Below are 18,615 nucleotides of genomic sequence, written 5' to 3' on the forward strand. Positions count from 1 at the left end.
CGTCTGCGAGTAAGGCCGGTTCATTCCGCGAAACACGAAGTTATGCGCTAGGCTGCGGCCCGCGGCGCCCAGCCGCCGCAGGAGCAGGACCATGGCCGGACTCAAGGACAAGCGCGGTTTCATCGACAAGGACCGGCTCGACCTGTCGGAGCGGCAGGCCGTCGAATACTGGATGAAGCGCTGGGGCGTCACCCGAGACCAGATCGTCACCGCGCACCGCAATGCCGGCCGCATGGTCAAGGACATCGCCGCCGAGCTGGGCAAGAAGCGCTGAGCCTCAGCGGAGGCTGCGGAAGGTGACCGAATAGCGCAGCTGCTCGCCCGGGACGATGCTGTGCTGCCACTCCCGGCGCGCCGGGCCGTCCAGCAGATAGGCTGAGCCCGGCTCCAGCCGCAGCGCCGCCCGCTCCCAGCCGTCCCCGCGCCGACGCCGGAAGCGCATCGTCGCCCCGGAGACGAACGACAGCCCCACCACCTTGTCGTACTCCGGCCGGTCGCGATGCCAGCCGATGCCCGCCCCCGGCGCGTACTCCGTGACCAGGGCCTGCGCCAGCGCCTCCGGCGACAGGGCGGCGAAAGCCGCCGCGGCCTCGCGGGCAGGCTGCAGGAATTCCGGGATCGGCTCTGCTGCACGCAACCGACCGGCCGAGAAGTCGTAGCGACCGCCATAGGAGACGATCCGCCGCGCGCCCTTGAAGCCATGGAAGTCGAAGGCCTCGAACGGCAGATCAGCAAACGTCTGCACCAGCCGTTGCGCCTCATCGGGGGCGATGATCTCCGGCGCATGCCGCAGGCCCCCCGGCAGCGGCGCGGGAGGTGGGTCGAACAGGGTCATCTGGTCTCCGCCCATGTCTCGCCAACGCGCAACGCCCGGTTCGGTGCGATCGGCGGCAGGCGCGACGCCGGGCCGCAACTGCGGCGCCCCCCGGCCGTTGACTTGCGCCACCGCCAAGCCCGACAAGGAGCCGCATGGACATCCGGATCTTCCTGCTGGGCGATCTCGGCGCCCGCTTCGGGCGCGAGCACCGTCTGGAGTTCTCGGAGGGGCTGACCGCGGGCGAGGTCCGCCATCGACTCATCGAGCGTATCGAGGGCTCCGCGGCCGCCCTGTCCGCGTCCGGCGTCCGCATCGCGGTGGATCAGACCGTGGTTCCCGACACGACCTGCCTCGCTCCCGGGCAGGAGGTCGCCCTCCTCCCTGTCTTCTCGGGCGGGTGAGATGTCGGTTTCCGCCATCCTGCGCTCCGGGCCGTTCAGGGCCGACGCCGAACTCGGCCTTTTCCTCGGCGGCCGCCAGGGTGACGGCGCCGTCGTCACCTTCGTGGGGCTCGCCCGGGACAGCGCGGTCGACGGACCCGTCTCCGGCCTCTATCTCGACCACTACCCGGGCTTCACCGAGCGCTCGCTGGAGACCATCGCCGCCGACGCTGCCCGACGCTTCGCCATCAGCGACATCCACGTCGTCCATCGCTGCGGCGGCGTGCGCCCCGGCGAGGCGATCGTCTTCGTGGCCGTCGCCGCGCCGCACCGCCGCGCCGCCTTCGAGGCCGCCGACTACTTGATGGACCGGCTCAAGACCGAGGCTGCCTTCTGGAAGCGCGAGGACGGTCCCGACGGTTCGCGCTGGATCGAGCCGACCGATAACGATCGCGCCGATCGCGCGAGATGGAGCGACTGATGCCCGGGATCGACGAACGCCTCGAGTTTCACCCGCTTCACATCGCCGTCCTCACCGTCTCGGACACGCGCACGCCCGAAACCGACACCTCGGGCGGCCTGCTGGTCGAGCGACTGACCGCCGCCGGGCACCGGCTGGCGGGCCGGGCGCTGGTCCCCGACGACGTCGACGCGATCCGGGCGCAGGTGCAGGCCTGGATCGACGATCCCGCCGTCGACGTCGTGCTGACCACCGGCGGCACCGGCTTCTCGCCGCGCGACGTCACACCCGAGGCGGTCCGCCCGCTGTTCCGCCGCGAGATGGACGGCTTTTCCGTGGTCTTTCACCAGATGAGCCTCGGCACGGTCGGACTGTCGACCCTTCAGTCGCGCGCCTTCGCCGGGCAGGCCGGGGACAGCTTCGTGTTCTGCCTTCCGGGATCGACTGGGGCCTGCCGCGACGCCTGGGACCTGGTGCTCGGCCAGGAGCTGGACAGCCGCTACCGGCCCTGCTCGCTGGCGGGCCAGCTGCCCCGGCTGCGCGAGGTCTGCGCGTGAGCGAGCTGAGCCATCTGGACGCCCAGGGGCGCGCGCGCATGGTCGACGTCACCGACAAGCCCGCGACCGACCGCACCGCCGTGGCCGAGGGCGTCCTCACCTGCGCCGCAGACACTGTCGCGCGCGCCGTGGCGGGCGACACGCCCAAGGGGGCGGTCATCGCGACCGCAGAGCTGGCCGGCGTCATGGGCGCCAAGCGGACGGCCGACCTGATCCCGCTGTGCCACCCGCTGCCGCTCACCCGCGTCGCCGTGACCATTCAGCCCGACCCCGCACTGCCCGGATTCCGCCTCCGCGCCGAGGTTGGCGCCCACGGTCCAACGGGGGTGGAGATGGAGGCGCTGACGGCTGTCTCGGTCGCGGGGCTGACGCTGTTCGACATGCTCAAGGCCATCGATCGGACCATGGCCATCGGTAAGGTGCGGGTGGTCGAAAAGCGCGGCGGCCGATCCGGCGACTGGACCGCCGGGAGCGCGGCGTGATCGGCTTCGACGAGGCGCTCGAGCGGCTGGCGGCCACCGTCGGGCCGACGCGTCAGGAGCGGGTTCGGCTGGCTGAAGCCCATGGCCGGGCCCTCGCCGCCCCTGTGATCGCGCGTCTCGACTCGCCGGCCAGCGACACCTCGGCCATGGACGGCTACGCCGTGCGCGAGGCCGACTTCGCCCTGCCCGCCCGACTGAGGGTGGTCGGCGAGTCCTTCGCCGGCCACGGCTTCGACGGCGCAGTGTCGGCCGGCGAGTGCGTGCGCATCTTCACCGGCGCGCCCCTGCCCCGCGGCGCCGATCGGGTGATCATGCAGGAGGTGGTCCGCCGCGAAGGCGATCTGGCGATCTTCGACCACGCGCTGGGCGGCGGCCGCCACGTCCGACCGCAGGGATCGGACTTCCGACGCGGCGACGAACTGCTGCCGGCGGGGCGCCGTCTGGACCCGCGCGCCATGGTGGCCGCGGCGGGGGCCGATGTCGCCGAGGTCGAGGTCTGGGCCCGGCCGACGGTGATCGTGCTGGGCACCGGCGATGAGCTGGCCGAGCCGGGGCGGGCGGCGGAGCGGCCGGGCATGATCCCCGAAAGCGTCTCCTTCGGGGTCGCCGGCATGGCCCGGGTTTTCGGCGCTGAGGTGGTCGACCGGCTGCGCCTGCCCGACGATCCCGGGGTTCTGCAGTCGGCCGCCGCCGCCGCTCTGGACCGCGCCGATCTGGTAGTGGTCACCGGCGGAGCCTCGGTGGGCGAGAAGGACTACGCCCGCGCCATGTTCACCCGCTCGGGCCTGGAGCTGATCTTCTCCAAGGTGGCCATCAAGCCGGGCAAGCCGGTGTGGCTCGGTCGCGCGAGGGGGCGGCTCGTGCTCGGCCTGCCCGGCAATCCGACCTCGGCCATGGTCACGGCCCGCCTGTTTCTCGCGCCTCTGCTGGCCGGCCTCGCGGGGGAGCCGCCCGGCGCCGCTCTCCGCTGGCGGCCCGCGCCGCTGGCCGGGGCCCTTCCGGCCTGCGGCGAGCGCGAGACCTTCCATCGCGCCGTCTGGCGCGACGGCGGCGTCGAGGCGATCTCCAACCAGGATTCCAGCGCCCAGAAGGCGTTGGCCGCCGCGGAGCTGCTGATCCGCCGTCGGGCCGGCGCGCCCGCCGCCCTCGCCGGTGAGACGATCGAGGCGCTGGCCTTCTGATCAGGCGAGCAGGGCTTCGGCCTGCGCCAGGTCCTCGGCGGTGTTGACGTTGAAGAACGGATCGACGGGCTCCACCGGCCAGTCCACCGTCGCGAAGCCGAGCGCGGCGGCGAAGCCCTTCAGCGAGCGCTGGCCGGTCCCGGCCCAGGCCGGCAGGGCGTCGACCGCCTCGACCCGCCACAGGCCGCAGACGGGGTGCAACCGGCCCCCGCTCGTCGCCAGCGCCGCGGCCCGGTCGCCGAGCGCCGTCGCCAGTCGCGGCGCGAGGTCCGGGGGGACCAGCGGCATGTCGCAGGGCAGGGTCAGCACCGCCGCCCGGCCGTGGGCCCGCGCGAAGGCCAGCGCCGCCGCGAGGCCGCCGAGCGGACCCTCCCACGGCGCGTCCTCGATCAGGACGAGACCCTCGAGACCTTCGACCTGGGCGGTGTCGCGGACCGCCACGGCCGCCAGATCGGAGACGCCCGATGCCTGCGCCGCGGCCCGTTCCAGCAGAGTCCGCCCTCCCAGCCTCCGCTGCGGCTTGCCGCCGCCGATGCGGCGCCCCTCCCCGCCGGCCAGCACCACGGCGGCGATCTCGTGCGGCCGCAGCCTCATGTGAAGATCAGCTTCGCGCCGGCGAGGGCCAGCACGAGTCCGAGAGTGACCAGCAGCGCGGCCTGCGGCAACCGGCGCACGCCGAGCCACGCTCCCAGCACCGCCCCCGCGGCCACCGCCCCGACGAAGATCGGCAGTTCCGGCGGCAGGGCCGGCAGCAGGGTCATCTGGCCCGCCAGCCCGGCGACCGAGTTGACGAAGATGAAGGCGGCGGCGACGCCTGAGGTATGACGCGGCGTCTCCCAGGCGAACAGCAGGATCAGCGGGCTGAGAAAGATGCCGCCGCCGGTGCCGGTGAGCCCGGCCAGCAGGCCCAGCGCCGCCCCACCGGGCAAGGCGACCTTGAGGCTCGGGGCGCGAACCGGTCGCGCCGCCGTGGCCGTCGGCCGCCATAGCATCCGCGCCGCGGCGAACCAGAGCACGGCGCCGAGCATCGGCCGGTAGATCTCCGGCGGCACCTGTATGCGACCGCCGATGAAGGCCATGGGGATCGCCGTGACCGCGAAGGCGAGGAACAGGCGCGGGTTGAACTCCCCGGCGCGGACGTAGCGCCAGGCTCCGTAGCCGGCGACCACCAGGTTCAGGGCCAGCGCCGTGGGCCGCATCACCTCCGGCGACAGGGAGAACAGGGCCATGACGCCAAGGTAGGCCGAGGCCCCGCCGTGGCCGACGGAGGAGTAAAGCGCCGCCGCCGCCCCCATCAGCAGGGCGATCAGCAGGATCGTGCTTGCGTCCACCCCCGCCCTTCCCGTCAGCCGCCCACGTCGGCCATCCGCCGAAGGTCTCCCGAGCGGCCCAGCATCAGCTCATGGCCGCGCTGCTTGGTCGGCAGGGCGTCGAGAATGCGCTGCTCGAGCCGCTCCGGCGCCACCGAGTCCGTCAGCAGATCGCGCAGGTCCACCCCGCCCTCCCCGAACAGGCACAGGCGCAGCTTGCCGCGTGCGGTCACCCGCAGCCGGTTGCAGCCGTCGCAGAAGCCGGCGCCGTAGGGGGCGATGACGCCGAACCGGCCGGCGTAGTCGGGATGGGCGTACTCGATCGCGGGGCCGTCGTCGGCGCGGCGCGGCCGGGCGGTCCAGCCCCTCTCCCGCAGCCAGCGTTCCAGCACCTCGGCCCGCACGTGCTGGGCGTCGAACCACGGGCCGTTGTCGAGGGTGCGCATCAGTTCGATGAAGCGCACGGTGGCGGGCCGGTGGCGCAGCCAGTCGGCGAACTGGTCGAAGGCGCTGTCGACCGTATCGCGCAGCAGCACCGCGTTCAGCTTAACCGCCCCGAAGCCCAGCCCCAGCGCCGTGTCGACGCCCCGGAGGATGTCCTCCAGCCGGTCGTGCCCTGTGAGGCGCGCGAAGGCGGCGGGGTCGAGCGAATCGATGCTGACGTTCAGGTGGCTGAGGCCGGCGTCCCGCCAGCCGCGCACCCGACGGTCCAGTCGCCAGCCGTTGGTGGTCAGGGCGACCTTCATCACCCCCGGCGTCGCGGCCGCGGCTGCGATGATGTCGTCAAGGTCCGCCCGCACCGAAGGCTCGCCGCCCGACAGGCGAACCTTGGTCACACCCAGGGCGGCGAATCCCCTGACCAGACGGGCGATCTCGTCGAGTTCGAGGAAGCCGTCGGCCTTCCCCCGGTAGCCGTCAGGCAGGCAGTAGGCGCAGCGGAAGTTGCAGACCTCGGTGACCGACAGGCGGAGATATCGGAAGCGGCGACCGAAGCCGTCGACCAGCGAGGGCGGGGCGGGCGACGGCGCGCGCGCCGCGTCCAGCTCCATCAGTCCGGCCTCCGCCATTCGCCCTCCCATGGCTTCGTAGCCCGAAGCAAAAACATATCGTGAGGCAACGAGTTCCTCTGGCAAGCGTCGCTTTGTCGCGCCAACATGGTTCGGGGAGCAAGGTTCGTACGATTCCGGGCGTGCATGCTGGAACCGTAGCGCAACCAGGCGTCTTAGTTGACGGAAGGGGGGGCCATGTCCCCGAAGGAAGCCGCGGAGGGCACGCTCGGGATGGAGACCCCGGCGGAGGGAGGCAGAACGGCGCTGTGGGCGAGCACTCTCGCCTTCACCATCTGCTTCGCCGTCTGGACGATCTTCTCGATCATCGGGCTCGGGATGAAGGACCAACTCGGTCTGTCCGAGACCCAGTTCGGCCTGCTCGTCGGCACCCCGATTCTCACCGGCTCGCTCGTGCGGGTCGCACTCGGCGTCTGGACCGAACAGCTCGGCGGCCGGCGCATGCTGGCGCTGGTCATGCTGACCGCCGCCCTGGCGACGCTGCTGCTGTCGTGGGCGGACAGCTATTCCGAGATGCTGCTGGCGGCGCTCGGCGTCGGCCTCGCCGGCGGCGCCTTCGCGGTCGGCGTCGCCTACGTGCCGAAGTTCTTCCCGCCGGGCCAGCAGGGCACGGCGCTCGGCATCTTCGGCGCCGGCAACGTCGGCGCCGCGGTGACCAAATTCCTCGCCCCCGTGGTCATGGTGGCCTGGGGCTGGCAGTCGGTGGCGCAGATCTGGGCCGGCGTGCTCGCGGTCGCCGCCGTCGTCTTCTACCTCGTCACCCGCGACGATCCCGAGACCCTCGCCCGCCGCCGCGAGGGCCGCCCGGCCCAGTCCGCCGGCGCCCAGCTGGCGGCGCTGAAGAACATCCAGGTCTGGCGCTTCGCCCTCTACTACTTCTTCGTCTTCGGGGCTTTCGTGGCCCTGGCCCTTTGGCTGCCGCGCTACCTGATCGGCGTGTACGGCCTCGACGTGAAGACGGCGGGCATGCTGGCCGCCTTCTATTCGGTGCCGGCCAGCCTGTTCCGCATCTATGGCGGCCGCCTCTCGGACAAGTACGGCGCCCGGGCGGTGCTCTACTGGACCTTCGGCGTGTCGGCGCTCTGCCTGTTCATGCTGTCCTACCCGCCGACGGACTACACCATCCATGGCGTCCGCGGCCCGATCAGCTTCTCCACCTCGATGGGGCTGATCCCCTTCCTCGTGGCCATCTTCGTGCTCGGCTTCTTCATGAGCCTGGGCAAGGCGGCCGTGTTCAAGCACATCCCCGTCTACTACCCGAAGCAGATCGGCGCCGTGGGCGGACTGGTCGGCATGGTCGGCGGGCTGGGCGGATTCATCCTGCCGCTGGTCTTCGGGGTGATGAATGACCTCACCGGAATTTGGACCAGCTGTTTCGCCCTGCTGTTCCTGATCGTGACCGTGTCGCTGCTGTGGATGCACTTCGCGGTCCGGCAGATGGAGGCCGCCGCCCTGCGCGAGGGCCGCGCGATCACCGGCCTGCCCGAGCTGCCGGAGATGGAGCCGATCCACGAGCCGGCGAAGCCGATGCTCGAGCGGCTGCGCAAGGCCCGCGCCGGCGTTCTGGCCGACTGGCGGCCCGAGGATGCGGAGTTCTGGCGCACCACCGGACGCGCGGTCGCGCGGCGCAACCTGTGGATCTCGACCTTCTGCCTGCTGCTCGCCTTCGCCGTCTGGATGGTGTGGAGCGTGGTGGTGGCGCAGCTGCCGCGGCTTGGTTTCACCTTCACCACGGACCAGCTGTTCTGGCTGGCCGCCCTGCCGGGGCTGTCGGGCGCGACGTTCCGGATCTTCTATGCCTTCATGGTGCCGGTCTTCGGCGGGCGGCTGTGGACCGCGGTGTCGACCGCCTCGCTGCTCATCCCCGCCTTCGGCATCGGCTACGCGGTACAGGACCCGAACACGCCGTATCTGATCTTCCTCGTGCTGGCCCTGCTGTGCGGCTTCGGCGGCGGCAACTTCGCCTCGTCCATGGCCAACATCGGCTTCTTCTTCCCCAAGGCCGAGCGCGGCAACGCCCTCGCGCTGAACGCCGGCCTCGGCAACCTGGGCGTCAGCCTGATGCAGTTCCTGGTGCCGATCGTGGTGACCTTCTCGGTGTTCGGGGCGCTGGGCGGACAGGCCCAGGTGACCGACGACGGGGCCCGCATCTGGGCCCAGAACGCCGGCTTCATCTGGGTGCCCTTCATCATGCTGGGCGCCCTGGCGGCCTGGTTCGGCATGAACGACATCGCCTCGGCCAAGGCTTCGTTCGCGGACCAGGCGGCGATCTTCCGGCGCACCCACAACTGGCTGATGTGCTGGCTCTACACCGGCACCTTCGGCTCGTTCATCGGCTTCTCGGCCGGCTTCCCGCTGCTCGCCCGGCTGGTGTTCCCCGAGGTGAACGCCATGCAGTATGTGTTCCTCGGACCGCTCATCGGAGCCCTGTCGCGGGCCGGCACCGGCTGGGTCTCGGACCGCTGGGGGGGCGCGCGCGTCACCCTGTGGGTGTTCGTCGGCATGATCGCCGCGGTGCTGGGCATGCTCTGGGCGCTGTCGATCGCCTCCTTCCCCGCCTTCTTCGGCAGCGTGCTGGCCCTGTTCTTCCTCACCGGGGTCGGCAACGCCTCCACCTTCCAGATGATCGGTCCGATCATGGCTCTGGAGACGGCCCGCCTGGCCCCCGCCCTGTCCCCCGCTGAGCAGCGCGTGCGGGCGGACCGCGAGGCCGCGGCCATCGTCGGCTTCACCTCGGCTGTCGCGGCCTTCGGCGCCTTCTTCATACCCAAGGCCTACGGCGCCTCGATCGACGCGACCGGCGGGCCCGAGGCGGCGCTGTGGGGCTTCCTGGCCTTCTACGTCACCTGCGCCGTGCTCACCTGGGTCGCCTACACCGGCCCGCGCGGCATCCTGCGCGAGGTCGAGCGCCGTCGCGTTCCTCCTCCCCCTTCATCCCAAGCCCAAGCGGAAGGCAGCCCGTCATGAGCCACTTCCTCGATCGCCTGACCTATTTCCGTCGCGACAGGGAGACCTTCTCCGACGGCCACGGCCTGACGACGCGCGAGAACAGGGACTGGGAGGACGCCTATCGAACCCGCTGGGCCGCCGACAAGATCGTCCGCTCCACGCACGGGGTGAACTGCACCGGCTCCTGCTCGTGGAAGATCTACGTCAAGGGCGGCATCGTCACTTGGGAGACCCAGCAGACCGACTATCCGCGGACCCGGCCCGACCTGCCGAACCACGAACCGCGCGGCTGCCCCCGCGGCGCCAGCTACAGCTGGTACCTGTATTCCGGCACCCGCATCAAATATCCGCTGATCCGGGGCCGCCTGCTTCGCCACTGGCGCGAGGCGCGCAAGACCATGACCCCCGTCGCCGCCTGGCGCTCGATCGTCGATGACCCCGCCAAGCGCCACAGCTGGGTGTCGCGGCGCGGGCGCGGCGGCTTCATCCGCGCCGGATGGGACGAGGCGACCGAACTGATCGCCGCCGCCAATGCCCACACGATCAAGGAATACGGCCCGGACCGCATCGCCGGCTTCTCGCCGATCCCGGCCATGTCGATGATCTCCTACGCTGCGGGCAGCCGTTACCTGTCGCTGCTGGGCGGGACCATCCTCAGCTTCTACGACTGGTACTGCGACCTGCCGCCGTCGTCGCCGCAGACCTGGGGCGAGCAGACCGACGTGCCGGAGAGCGCGGACTGGTACAACGCCGGCTTTCTGCTGGTGTGGGGCTCGAACATCCCGCAGACGCGGTCGCCCGACGCCCACTTCTATTCGGAAGTCCGCTACAAGGGGACCAAGAGCGTCGTCATCACGCCGGACTACTCCGAAGCGTCCAAGTTTGCCGACATGTGGCTGCACCCCAAGCAGGGCACCGACGCCGCCCTGGCGCTGGCTTTCGGCCACGTCATCCTCAAGGAGTTCCACTGCGACCGGCAGGCGCCCTATTTCGCCGAGTACGGTCGCCAGTATTCGGACTTCCCCCTGCTGGTGAAGCTGGTCGAGCGCGACGGCCGGGTGGTCGCCGACCGCATGGTGCGCGCCGCCGACTTCCGGGCCGATCTCGGCGAGAAGGCCAATCCTGACTGGAAGGCGGTCGGCATCGACGAGATCAGCGGCAAGATCGTCTGCCCGCAGGGCCAGTCCGGCCACCGCTGGGGCGACCCCGGCAAGTGGAACCTCGAGGAGAAGGACGGCAAGGGCAAGGACATCCGCCTGCGCCTGACGCTGGCCGAGGACCACGACGAGATCGTGCCGGTCGGCTTCCCCTATTTCGGCGGCACGGCCCCCGAGTCCTTTGTCTCGACCAGCCACGAGCAGATCCTCGACCGCAACGTGCCGGTGAAGCGGGTCAAGCTGAAGGATGGAGAGGCGCTGGTCGCCACCGTCTTCGACCTGTTCTGCGCCAACTACGGCGTCGACCGCGGCTTCGGCGGCGCCAATGTCGCCGCCACCTATGACGACGACGCGCCGTTTAGCCCGGCCTGGGCCGAGAACGTCACCGGCGTGCCGCGCGAGGCCATCATCGCCACAGCCCGCGAGTTCGCCGAGGTCGCCGAGAAGACCCGCGGCCGTTCCATGGTCATCCTCGGGGCGGGGCTTAACCACTGGTACCACATGGACATGGCCTACCGCGGCATCATCTCCATGCTGGTGATGTGCGGCTGCATCGGCCAGTCCGGCGGCGGTTGGGCCCACTATGTCGGGCAGGAGAAGCTGCGGCCCCAGACCGGATGGCTGCCGCTGGCCTTCGCCCTCGACTGGCTGCGGCCGACCCGGTTCATGAACGGCACCAGCTTCTTCTACGCCCACACCGACCAGTGGCGTTACGAGAGCTTGCAGATAGCGGAAATCCTGTCGCCGACCGCGCCCGAGGGCGACTGGTCGGGCAGCATGATCGACTTCAACGTCCGCGCCGAACGCATGGGCTGGCTACCGACCGCGCCGCAGCTGGAGACCAATCCGCTCAGCATCGGCAAGGAGATCTTCGACACCGGCGCCGACCCGAAAACCTTCGTCTCCGACCGGCTGAAGAGCGGCGGGCTGAAGCTGTCCTGCGTGGACCCGGACAATCCGCGGAACTGGCCGCGCAACATGTTCTTCTGGCGGTCCAACGTGCTGGGGGCCAGCGGCAAGGGGCACGAGTATTTCCTCAAGCACCTGGTCGGCGCCCTGCACGGCGTGGTCGGCGTCGACCTCGGCGAGGACGGCCGCGAGAAGCCGCAGGAAGTCGCCTGGCGCGACGAGGCGCCGGTCGGCAAGCTGGACCTGATGGTCAACATCGACTTCCGCATGTCGACGACCAGCATGTACGCCGACGTGGTGCTGCCCACCGCCACCTGGTACGAGAAGCACGACCTCAACACCTCGGACATGCACCCCTTCATCCACCCCCTGACGGCGGCGGTGGATCCGGTCTGGGAGGCGAAGAGCGACTGGGACATCTTCCGCACCATCGCGAAGAAATTCTCCGACGTGGCGCCCGAGGTGCTGGGGGTCGAGCACGACCTGGTGCTGACGCCGATCATGCACGACACGGCCCAGGAACTGGCCCAGCCCTATGAGCCGAAGCGCTGGGACAAGGGCGAGTGCGATCCGGTTCCCGGCCGGACCATGGCCAATGTCTCGCTGGTCGAGCGTGACTACGCCCAGACCTACGCCAAATTCACCTCGCTCGGCCCGGCGCTCGAGAAGCTGGGCAACGGCGGCAAGGGCATCCAGTGGAACACCGATTCCGAGGTGAAACTGCTGGCCGGCCTCAATGGCGTGGTCGCCGAGGAAGGACCGGGCAAGGGCCGGCCGCGCATCCTCACCGACATCGACGCCTGCGAGACCATCCTGACGCTGGCCCCGGAGACCAACGGCGAGGTGGCGGTCAAGGCCTGGCGGGCGCTGTCGACGGTCACGGGCCTGGACCACGTCCATCTGGCCGAAGGCAAGGAGGAGGAGAAGATCCGCTTCCGCGACGTCGTGGCCCAGCCGCGCAAGATCATCTCGTCTCCGACCTGGTCGGGGCTGGAGTCCGAGCACGTCTGCTACAACGCCGGCTACACCAATGTGCACGAGCGGATCCCGTGGCGGACCCTGACCGGTCGCCAGCAGCTCTACCAGGACCACCACTGGATGCGGGCCTTCGGCGAGGGCTTCGTCACCTGGCGACCTCCCATCGACACCCGCACCGTGCGCGCCGTGCACGGCAAGCTGCCCAACGGCAACGCCGAGATCCTGCTGAACATCCTCACCCCGCACCAGAAGTGGGGCATCCACTCGACCTATGCCGAGAACCTGATCCTGCTCAGCCTCAACCGCGGCGGGCCGGTGATCTGGATCAGCGAGACGGATGCGAAACAGGCCGGCATCGAAGATAACGACTGGATCGAGGCCTTCAACGTCAACGGCGCCGTCACCGCCCGGGCCATCGTCTCCCAGAGGGTCATGGCCGGCACGGCGATCATGTATCACGCCCAGGAGAAGCTGGTGAACACGGTCGGCTCCGAGCTGACCGGCCAGCGCGGCGGGGTGCACAACTCGATCACCCGCATCAACATGAAGCCGACCCACATGATCGGCGGCTACGCCCAGCTGTCGTACGGCTTCAACTACTACGGCACCGTCGGGGCCAACCGCGACGAGTTCGTGGTCATCCGCAAGATGAGCGCGATCAACTGGTTCGACAAAGCCGCTGAACCTGACCTGGAGGCCGCCGAATGAAGATCCGCGCCCAGATCGCCATGGTCCTGAACCTGGACAAGTGCATCGGCTGTCACACCTGTTCGATCACCTGCAAGAACGTCTGGACCAACCGCGAAGGCGTCGAATACGCCTGGTTCAACAACGTCGAGACCAAGCCCGGCATCGGTTATCCCAAGGACTGGGAGAACCAGAAGCGCTGGAAGGGCGGCTGGGTCCGGAAGAAGAACGGCCGCATCGAGCCGCGCATCGGCTCCAAGTGGCGCATCCTGGCCAAGCTGTTCGCCAATCCCGACCTGCCCGAGATCGACGACTTCTACGAGCCCTACACCTTCGAATACGAGTGGCTGCAGAAGGCGCCGGAGCTCGAGGCGCAACCCTCGGCCCGCCCGCGCTCGCTGATCACCGGCGACGTGATGACCAAGATCGAATGGAGCGGCAACTGGGAGGACGATCTCTCGGGCGAGTTCTCCAAAAGGTCCGCCGACGCCAATTTCGAGGGCATCGAGAAGGAGATCTACGGCCAGTTCGAAAACACCTTCATGATGTACCTGCCCAGGCTGTGCGAGCACTGCCTGAACCCGGCCTGCCTGGCGGCGTGTCCCTCGGGCGCGATCTACAAGCGGGCCGAGGACGGCATCGTGCTGATCGACCAGGAGCGCTGCCGCGGCTGGCGCATGTGCGTCTCGGGCTGCCCGTACAAGAAAATCTACTACAACTGGTCCTCGGGCAAATCCGAGAAGTGCATCTTCTGCTTCCCTCGTATCGAGGTGGGCCAGCCGACCGTGTGTTCCGAGACCTGCGTCGGACGCATCCGCTACCTCGGCGTCTTCCTCTACGACGCCGACCGCATCAAGGAGGCCGCCTCGGTCGAGGACGAGAAGGACCTCTACGAGGCCCAGCTGTCCCTGTTCATGGACCCGCACGATCCGGCCGTGATCGAACAGGCCCGTCGCGACGGCGTGCCCGAGGCCTGGCTGGAGGCGGCGGTCCGCTCGCCGGTCTATAAGATGGCCAAGGAGTGGCGCGTCGCCTTCCCGCTGCACCCGGAGTACCGCACCCTGCCGATGGTCTGGTACGTGCCGCCGCTGTCGCCGATCCAGTCGGCGGCCGAGGCCGGCAAGATGTCGGTCAACGACGGCATGCCGGACGTACGCTCGCTGCGCATCCCGATGCGCTACCTCGCCAACCTGCTCACCGCCGGGGACGAGGAGCCGGTGGCCCGGGGCCTCGAGCGCATGCTGGCCATGCGCGCCTACATGCGGGCCAGGACCATCGACGGCCGCGTCGACGAGTCGATCGCCGAGCGCGTCGGCCTGACCGGGGCGACCATCGAGGACATGTACAAGATCATGGCCCTGGCGGCCTATGAGGACCGCTACGTCATCCCGACCACGCACCGCGAGGACAACGAGGACGCCTACGTGCTGCGCGGCTCCGGCGGCTTCACCCTCGACCGCAACACCAACGGCAGCAGCAAGCTGAACATCTTCGGCGGTCCCAAGACCACGCCGCGGCGCTCGCCCTTCATGGACGTGTCGACATGATCCGCTCGCTGCGCGCCCTCTCCGCCCTGCTCGGCTATCCGTCGGAGGATCTGCAGGCCAACGTCGGCGCCATCCGCGAGGCGCTGGCCGCCGAGCGGCTGGTCCCGCCGGCGGGTCGCGAGGCGCTCGAACCGCTTCTGCGGGAACTCGAGACCCGCGACCTGTTCGAACTGCAGGAGGCCTACACCGACCTGTTCGACCGTTCGCGCAAGCTGTCGCTGCACCTGTTCGAGCACGTCCACGGCGACAGCCGGGATCGCGGCCCGGCCATGGTCGACCTCGGCCAGACCTACCTCGACCGCGGCTTCGTCATGGCCGTGTCCGAGCTGCCCGACTACCTGCCGCTCTACCTCGAATTCCTCGCCTGCCAGCCGTTCGGCGAGGCGCGCGACCTGCTCGGCGAGCCGGCTCATGTCCTGGCCGCCCTGCAGCAGCGGCTGGCCGAGCGGGACAGCCCCTACGCCGGAGTGTTCACCGCCCTGCTGTCCCTCGCCGAGGCGAAGCCGGACGCCGAGGCGCTGAAGGCCTTGCTGGAGCGCACCGTCGAGGACCCGGCCGACGGCGACGTCGACGACGAGTGGCGCGAGGCCCCGGTCACCTTCGGGCGGCCGGACCATGAGGCGGGCGGGCCGACCGGCCTGATCGCGAAAATCCGCGCGGGACGCCGCCCCGCGGCCCGGACCCAGGGAGGATGACGATGGAAGGGTTCCTCAACCAACTGGCCTTCGGCTGGTTTCCCTACCTCGCCGTGACGGTGCTGATCGTCGGCAGCATCCTGCGCTTCGACAAGGCGCAGTACTCGTGGCGCTCGCAGTCCAGCCAGTTCCTGCGCCGCAAGCAGATGCTGATCGGCTCCAACCTGTTCCACCTCGGCATCCTGGCCCTGCTCGGGGGGCATTTCGTCGGCCTGCTGACGCCGATCGGGGTGTTCGACTTCTTCGGCATCGGCCACGGCTTCAAGCAGATGATGGCCCTTGTGGTCGGCGGCATCGCCGGCGTCGCGGCCTTCATCGGGGCCAGCCTGCTGTTGCACCGTCGCCTGTTCGACTCCCGCATCCGGCGCAGCTCGTCGAAGATGGATATTCTGGTGCTGTTCCTGCTGTGGCTGCAGCTGGCCATCGGCCTGGCCACAACCTGGTGGACCATGCAGCATCTCGATGGGTCGGAGATGGTGCTGTTCATGGGCTGGGCCAACGGCCTGCTGACCTTCAACCCCGCGGCCGCCGACCTGATCATCGACGCCTTCTGGGTCTACAAGCTGCACATCGTGCTGGGGCTGACCATCTTCCTGATCACGCCCTTCACCCGGCTGGTGCATGTCTGGAGCATTCCGATCATGTTCCTTGTCCGGCCGGGCTACCAGCTGGTCCGCTCGCGCGGCGCAGTGCGGAAGCCGTCGACCACCCCGACCCACGGGCAGCCCGGCCAGGCTCCGACCTATGGCGGCCCCTCAGTGCTGCGCGGCGAGGCGGAGAGCGCCCAGTGACCACGGCCCGCTTCGTCCTCACCCGCTCCTCCGGCCGCAAGACGCCGCCGCCGCCGACTCCGGCGCCTGCCGCCGAAACCAGCGGCTGCGGCCATCGCCACCACGGCCCGCCCCCGACCCGGCCGTCTGTCCCCAGCTTCCCGGACGTGCGGGTCAACGGCGTGGAGATCGAGGCCGCCGCCATCGCCCGCGAGCTGCAGCATCACCCGGCGGAGGATCCCGTCGAGGCCTGGACCCAGGCGGCGCGGGCGCTGGTGGTGCGTGAACTGCTGCTTCAGGAGGCACGCCGTCGCGGCGTCGAGGCGGATCCTGACGACGAAGGCGGGGTCCGGGAGAGCGAGGAGGAAGCCCTCGTCCGGGCCCTGCTCGAACAGGCGCTCGTCCCCGCCGAGCCGGACGAGGCGGAATGCCTGCGCCTGTACGAGAGCCAGCGCGACCGCTTCCGCACCCCTGAACTGTTCGAAGCGGCGCATGTCCTGATCGAGCCGGAGGCCGACGACCAGCCCGGCTGGGCCGCCGCCGAAGCGCGGGCCCGGGCCCTGCGCGCCGACATCGGCGACAGCCGCGCCGCCTTCGTCGAGGCCGCGCGCGCCCACTCCACCTGCCCGTCGGCGCAGCAGGACGGCTCGCTGGGTCAGGTCCGGCGCGGCGAACTGGCCCCGCCCGTCCAGGCGGCGCTGGAGGACACCCCGCCCGGAACCAACCGCGCCGAGCCGGTGCGTTCGCGCTTCGGCTGGCACCTGATCCGGCTGGAGCGGCGCATCGAGGGCCGCGAACTGCCGTACGAGGTGGTGCGCGACCGGCTCCGCGACACGCTCGAGGCCCGGGCCTGGGCCGTGGCCGCCGGCCAGTACGTCGCCGAACTGGCCGCCGCGGCGACGGTCGAGGGCGTCGAGCTGGCCGCCCCGCCGGCGAGCCCGTGCGCCTCATGCTGACCCTCGGCGACCTCATGGCCCGCGCCCGCTCCGCCGCCCCCGTTCTGGAGGGCTGGCTGGACGAAGCTGCGCCCGATCTCGCCATGTCGGTGCGAAGCGCCGCCGCCGCGCGGGGCGAGAGTCCCGCCGCCTTCGCGCGCGCCGCCCTGGTCGAGTTCGATCGCTACGCCGGCCCGGAGGCGTGGACCCGCCTGACCGGCCGACTGCACGCCGCCGGGGACCCGGGCCTGGCCTGCCTTGAGGAAATGGTGCGCTGGCGTCTTTCGACCGCGCCGGCGCTGCCCATGGAGGACGCCCGATGACCGACCCGACCCCGCCCCGCGACGCCGAGCCCACCGGCCTCAATCCGGATCTGACCCAGAGCCGTGACGAGACCTACGCCGAGGACCAGCACGGCAGCACCCCTCTCGACACCGTCTCGGTCAAGCCCCAGGGACCCGCCGTCTGGCCGGTGATCTGGGCCGTGACCTTCGTCGTCCTCGTGGCGATCACCCTGTTCCTGATCTTCGCCTGAGGCGCCTACTCCACGCGCAGGAAGTCGATCACCACGCCTTGTTCGGAACGGTGACGGTACTCCACCTCGAAGCCGTCGCCGTAGCGATCCGCGATCTGGCGGAGGAGCGGCAGGGGATCGTGATCGTTCATGAAGCGCATCGTCTCGCCGGGCGCGAGGACATCGAGCGCGCCGAAGATGGCGGCGTGCCGGAACCGCCGCGCCACGCCGCGGGCGTCGAACGGATGCACTGCGTCAAGCATGGCGGACGCGGCCGGGCTGGCGGGAACATCTTGACGGACGTCGGTTGAGCTCATGGTCGTATCTCCTTGTCCCGTCTGTCCTGACCCAGGCCGCGGACCGGCGCCTTGTGCCGGCGCAACCCGGATCCACACTGTGAACATGAGACCTGAACGATGACCCCCGATTCGCATTTCCGGCAGCTCGTGGCCGCCGCGCTGGCGCAGCCTGAACCGCAGCGGATTCTGTTCGTTTTCGCCGCCGCCGAGTTGCCGGACGACGCGACGCCGGATCAGCGCGCGCGCTTCCTCGCCGGCGAGGGCGGCGTCCTGGTTCCGCTCATGTGCGTGGACAAGGCCCCGGGGGACGTCGCGGATTTCGCGGCGCTGGCGGCGGAATCCCGTCGGGCCGGCCCGCCCTGGACGATGGTCTTCGCGGCCTGCCTGGCGGGTCGGAACGGACAGCCTCCGGCCAGGGGCGACATCGACGCCGCGCTGCAGATCATGGTCGAGGGCGTGCGCGACGGCGGCTTCGGGCGCTTCGCCGCCTTTGACCAGGACGGCGACCCGGTGTTCTTCGAATAGGCGGCGCCGTCAGGCCGCCAGCGGCATGCGCGCCACGTTGCAGCGGGTCCAGAGCTTGTCCATGGCGCGGACGAGGTCGTCCATCATGGCGTCGTCGTGGTTGGGCGACGGGGTGAAGCGCAGGCGTTCGGTGCCCTTGGGCACGGTCGGGTAGTTGATCGGCTGGACGTAGACGCCGTGCTCTTCCAGCAGCAGGTCCGAGATCATCTTGGTGTGGACCGGATCGCCGACGAACACCGGCACGATGTGGCTCTCGGACGGCATCACCGGGATGCCGGCCTCGGTCAGCCGCGACTTCAGCGCCGCGGCGCGCTCCTGGTGGGCCGCGCGCAGCTCCGGGTGGGCCTTGAGATGCCGCACCGAGGCCAGGGCCCCGGCGGTCAGCGCCGGCGGCAG

At 70.2% G+C, this 18,615-nt stretch carries 21 protein-coding genes; 15 read left to right on the plus strand and 6 right to left on the minus strand.

Annotated features, from left to right (window positions below; translation table 11 throughout):
* The first annotated feature begins 91 nt into the window (after nucleotides 1–91).
* On the plus strand, nucleotides 92–274 hold the full coding sequence (locus tag BM333_RS14590) for a DUF3606 domain-containing protein (protein ID WP_092313365.1): 183 nt from the start codon (nucleotides 92–94) through the stop codon (nucleotides 272–274).
* A 3-nt stretch (nucleotides 275–277) separates the two neighbouring features.
* Here BM333_RS14590 and BM333_RS14595 read toward each other — a convergent pair whose 3' ends face one another.
* Complete coding sequence (locus BM333_RS14595; RefSeq protein ID WP_245777301.1) at nucleotides 278–835, minus strand: alpha-ketoglutarate-dependent dioxygenase AlkB; 558 nt, start codon at nucleotides 833–835, stop codon at nucleotides 278–280.
* Between the two features lie 134 nt (nucleotides 836–969).
* On the opposite strand from BM333_RS14595, the gene BM333_RS14600 reads away from it, so the two are divergent.
* From BM333_RS14600 to BM333_RS14620, 5 genes are read left to right on the plus strand one after another with little or no spacing between them, the layout of a single operon-like run.
* A complete protein-coding gene (locus BM333_RS14600) occupies nucleotides 970–1,218 on the plus strand; it encodes a MoaD/ThiS family protein (protein ID WP_092313371.1) in 249 nt (82 codons plus the stop codon).
* Between the two features lies 1 nt (nucleotide 1,219).
* Nucleotides 1,220–1,678, plus strand: a complete 459-nt coding sequence (locus BM333_RS14605) for a molybdenum cofactor biosynthesis protein MoaE (RefSeq protein ID WP_092313374.1) — start codon at nucleotides 1,220–1,222, stop codon at nucleotides 1,676–1,678.
* Nucleotides 1,678–2,214: a molybdenum cofactor biosynthesis protein B gene (gene moaB / locus BM333_RS14610; protein WP_092313377.1), complete on the plus strand. Its 537-nt coding sequence runs from the start codon at nucleotides 1,678–1,680 to the stop codon at nucleotides 2,212–2,214. Before BM333_RS14605 ends, moaB begins: the two co-directional genes overlap by 1 nt.
* Nucleotides 2,211–2,696 (plus strand): cyclic pyranopterin monophosphate synthase MoaC, encoded by a 486-nt coding sequence (gene moaC / locus BM333_RS14615; protein ID WP_092313380.1) that lies wholly within the window; start codon nucleotides 2,211–2,213, stop codon nucleotides 2,694–2,696. Before moaB ends, moaC begins: the two co-directional genes overlap by 4 nt.
* Nucleotides 2,693–3,877: a molybdopterin molybdotransferase MoeA gene (locus BM333_RS14620; RefSeq protein WP_218151472.1), complete on the plus strand. Its 1,185-nt coding sequence runs from the start codon at nucleotides 2,693–2,695 to the stop codon at nucleotides 3,875–3,877. The genes moaC and BM333_RS14620 overlap by 4 nt, the downstream gene beginning before the upstream one ends.
* On the opposite strand, the gene BM333_RS14625 is transcribed toward BM333_RS14620, so the two are convergent.
* The 3 genes from BM333_RS14625 to moaA are packed head-to-tail and all read right to left on the minus strand — an operon-like array spanning nucleotide 3,878 to nucleotide 6,254.
* Nucleotides 3,878–4,471 (minus strand): molybdenum cofactor guanylyltransferase, encoded by a 594-nt coding sequence (locus tag BM333_RS14625; protein WP_092313383.1) that lies wholly within the window; start codon nucleotides 4,469–4,471, stop codon nucleotides 3,878–3,880. It lies immediately after the preceding gene.
* The gene (locus tag BM333_RS14630) at nucleotides 4,468–5,208 is read right to left on the minus strand and encodes a sulfite exporter TauE/SafE family protein (RefSeq protein WP_218151473.1); all 741 of its coding nucleotides are present in this window, start codon (nucleotides 5,206–5,208) and stop codon (nucleotides 4,468–4,470) included. The genes BM333_RS14625 and BM333_RS14630 overlap by 4 nt, the downstream gene beginning before the upstream one ends.
* A gap of 14 nt (nucleotides 5,209–5,222) precedes the next feature.
* Nucleotides 5,223–6,254 carry a GTP 3',8-cyclase MoaA gene (moaA, locus tag BM333_RS14635; RefSeq protein ID WP_245777302.1) on the minus strand — a complete coding sequence of 344 codons (1,032 nt, stop codon included), beginning with the start codon at nucleotides 6,252–6,254 and terminating at the stop codon, nucleotides 5,223–5,225.
* A 177-nt stretch (nucleotides 6,255–6,431) separates the two neighbouring features.
* On the opposite strand from moaA, the gene BM333_RS14640 reads away from it, so the two are divergent.
* Genes BM333_RS14640 through BM333_RS14675 form a run of 8 tightly spaced genes read left to right on the plus strand, consistent with a single transcriptional unit; the run spans nucleotide 6,432 to nucleotide 17,416 of the window.
* Nucleotides 6,432–9,221 (plus strand): nitrate/nitrite transporter, encoded by a 2,790-nt coding sequence (locus BM333_RS14640; RefSeq protein ID WP_281246065.1) that lies wholly within the window; start codon nucleotides 6,432–6,434, stop codon nucleotides 9,219–9,221.
* A complete protein-coding gene (locus BM333_RS14645; RefSeq protein ID WP_092313386.1) occupies nucleotides 9,218–12,955 on the plus strand; it encodes a nitrate reductase subunit alpha in 3,738 nt (1,245 codons plus the stop codon). The genes BM333_RS14640 and BM333_RS14645 overlap by 4 nt, the downstream gene beginning before the upstream one ends.
* Complete coding sequence (narH, locus tag BM333_RS14650; protein ID WP_092313389.1) at nucleotides 12,952–14,481, plus strand: nitrate reductase subunit beta; 1,530 nt, start codon at nucleotides 12,952–12,954, stop codon at nucleotides 14,479–14,481. Before BM333_RS14645 ends, narH begins: the two co-directional genes overlap by 4 nt.
* Nucleotides 14,478–15,176 carry a nitrate reductase molybdenum cofactor assembly chaperone gene (narJ, locus tag BM333_RS14655; protein ID WP_092313392.1) on the plus strand — a complete coding sequence of 233 codons (699 nt, stop codon included), beginning with the start codon at nucleotides 14,478–14,480 and terminating at the stop codon, nucleotides 15,174–15,176. The genes narH and narJ overlap by 4 nt, the downstream gene beginning before the upstream one ends.
* Nucleotides 15,177–15,178: 2 nt before the next feature.
* Entirely contained in the window at nucleotides 15,179–15,967 is a 789-nt protein-coding gene (narI, locus tag BM333_RS14660; protein WP_092313394.1) for a respiratory nitrate reductase subunit gamma, read from the plus strand.
* Nucleotides 15,964–16,902, plus strand: a complete 939-nt coding sequence (locus tag BM333_RS16290) for a peptidylprolyl isomerase (protein WP_218151474.1) — start codon at nucleotides 15,964–15,966, stop codon at nucleotides 16,900–16,902. The genes narI and BM333_RS16290 overlap by 4 nt, the downstream gene beginning before the upstream one ends.
* Nucleotides 16,887–17,204 (plus strand): hypothetical protein, encoded by a 318-nt coding sequence (locus tag BM333_RS14670; RefSeq protein WP_092313396.1) that lies wholly within the window; start codon nucleotides 16,887–16,889, stop codon nucleotides 17,202–17,204. The genes BM333_RS16290 and BM333_RS14670 overlap by 16 nt, the downstream gene beginning before the upstream one ends.
* Nucleotides 17,201–17,416: a hypothetical protein gene (locus BM333_RS14675; RefSeq protein ID WP_092313399.1), complete on the plus strand. Its 216-nt coding sequence runs from the start codon at nucleotides 17,201–17,203 to the stop codon at nucleotides 17,414–17,416. Before BM333_RS14670 ends, BM333_RS14675 begins: the two co-directional genes overlap by 4 nt.
* 5 nt (nucleotides 17,417–17,421) lie before the next feature.
* Here the strand turns inward: BM333_RS14675 and BM333_RS14680 are convergent, their stop codons facing one another.
* A complete protein-coding gene (locus BM333_RS14680) occupies nucleotides 17,422–17,712 on the minus strand; it encodes a DUF2249 domain-containing protein (protein WP_245777303.1) in 291 nt (96 codons plus the stop codon).
* Between the two features lie 99 nt (nucleotides 17,713–17,811).
* On the opposite strand from BM333_RS14680, the gene BM333_RS14685 reads away from it, so the two are divergent.
* Complete coding sequence (locus tag BM333_RS14685; RefSeq protein WP_092313402.1) at nucleotides 17,812–18,219, plus strand: ribonucleotide reductase subunit alpha; 408 nt, start codon at nucleotides 17,812–17,814, stop codon at nucleotides 18,217–18,219.
* Nucleotides 18,220–18,228: 9 nt separating this feature from the next.
* On the opposite strand, the gene BM333_RS14690 is transcribed toward BM333_RS14685, so the two are convergent.
* A partial coding sequence (locus BM333_RS14690; protein WP_143105848.1) for an aminotransferase class I/II-fold pyridoxal phosphate-dependent enzyme occupies nucleotides 18,229–18,615 on the minus strand: 387 nt, incomplete at its 5' end.

Source organism: Brevundimonas viscosa (assembly GCF_900116065.1).
GTDB classification, from domain to species: domain Bacteria; phylum Pseudomonadota; class Alphaproteobacteria; order Caulobacterales; family Caulobacteraceae; genus Brevundimonas; species Brevundimonas viscosa.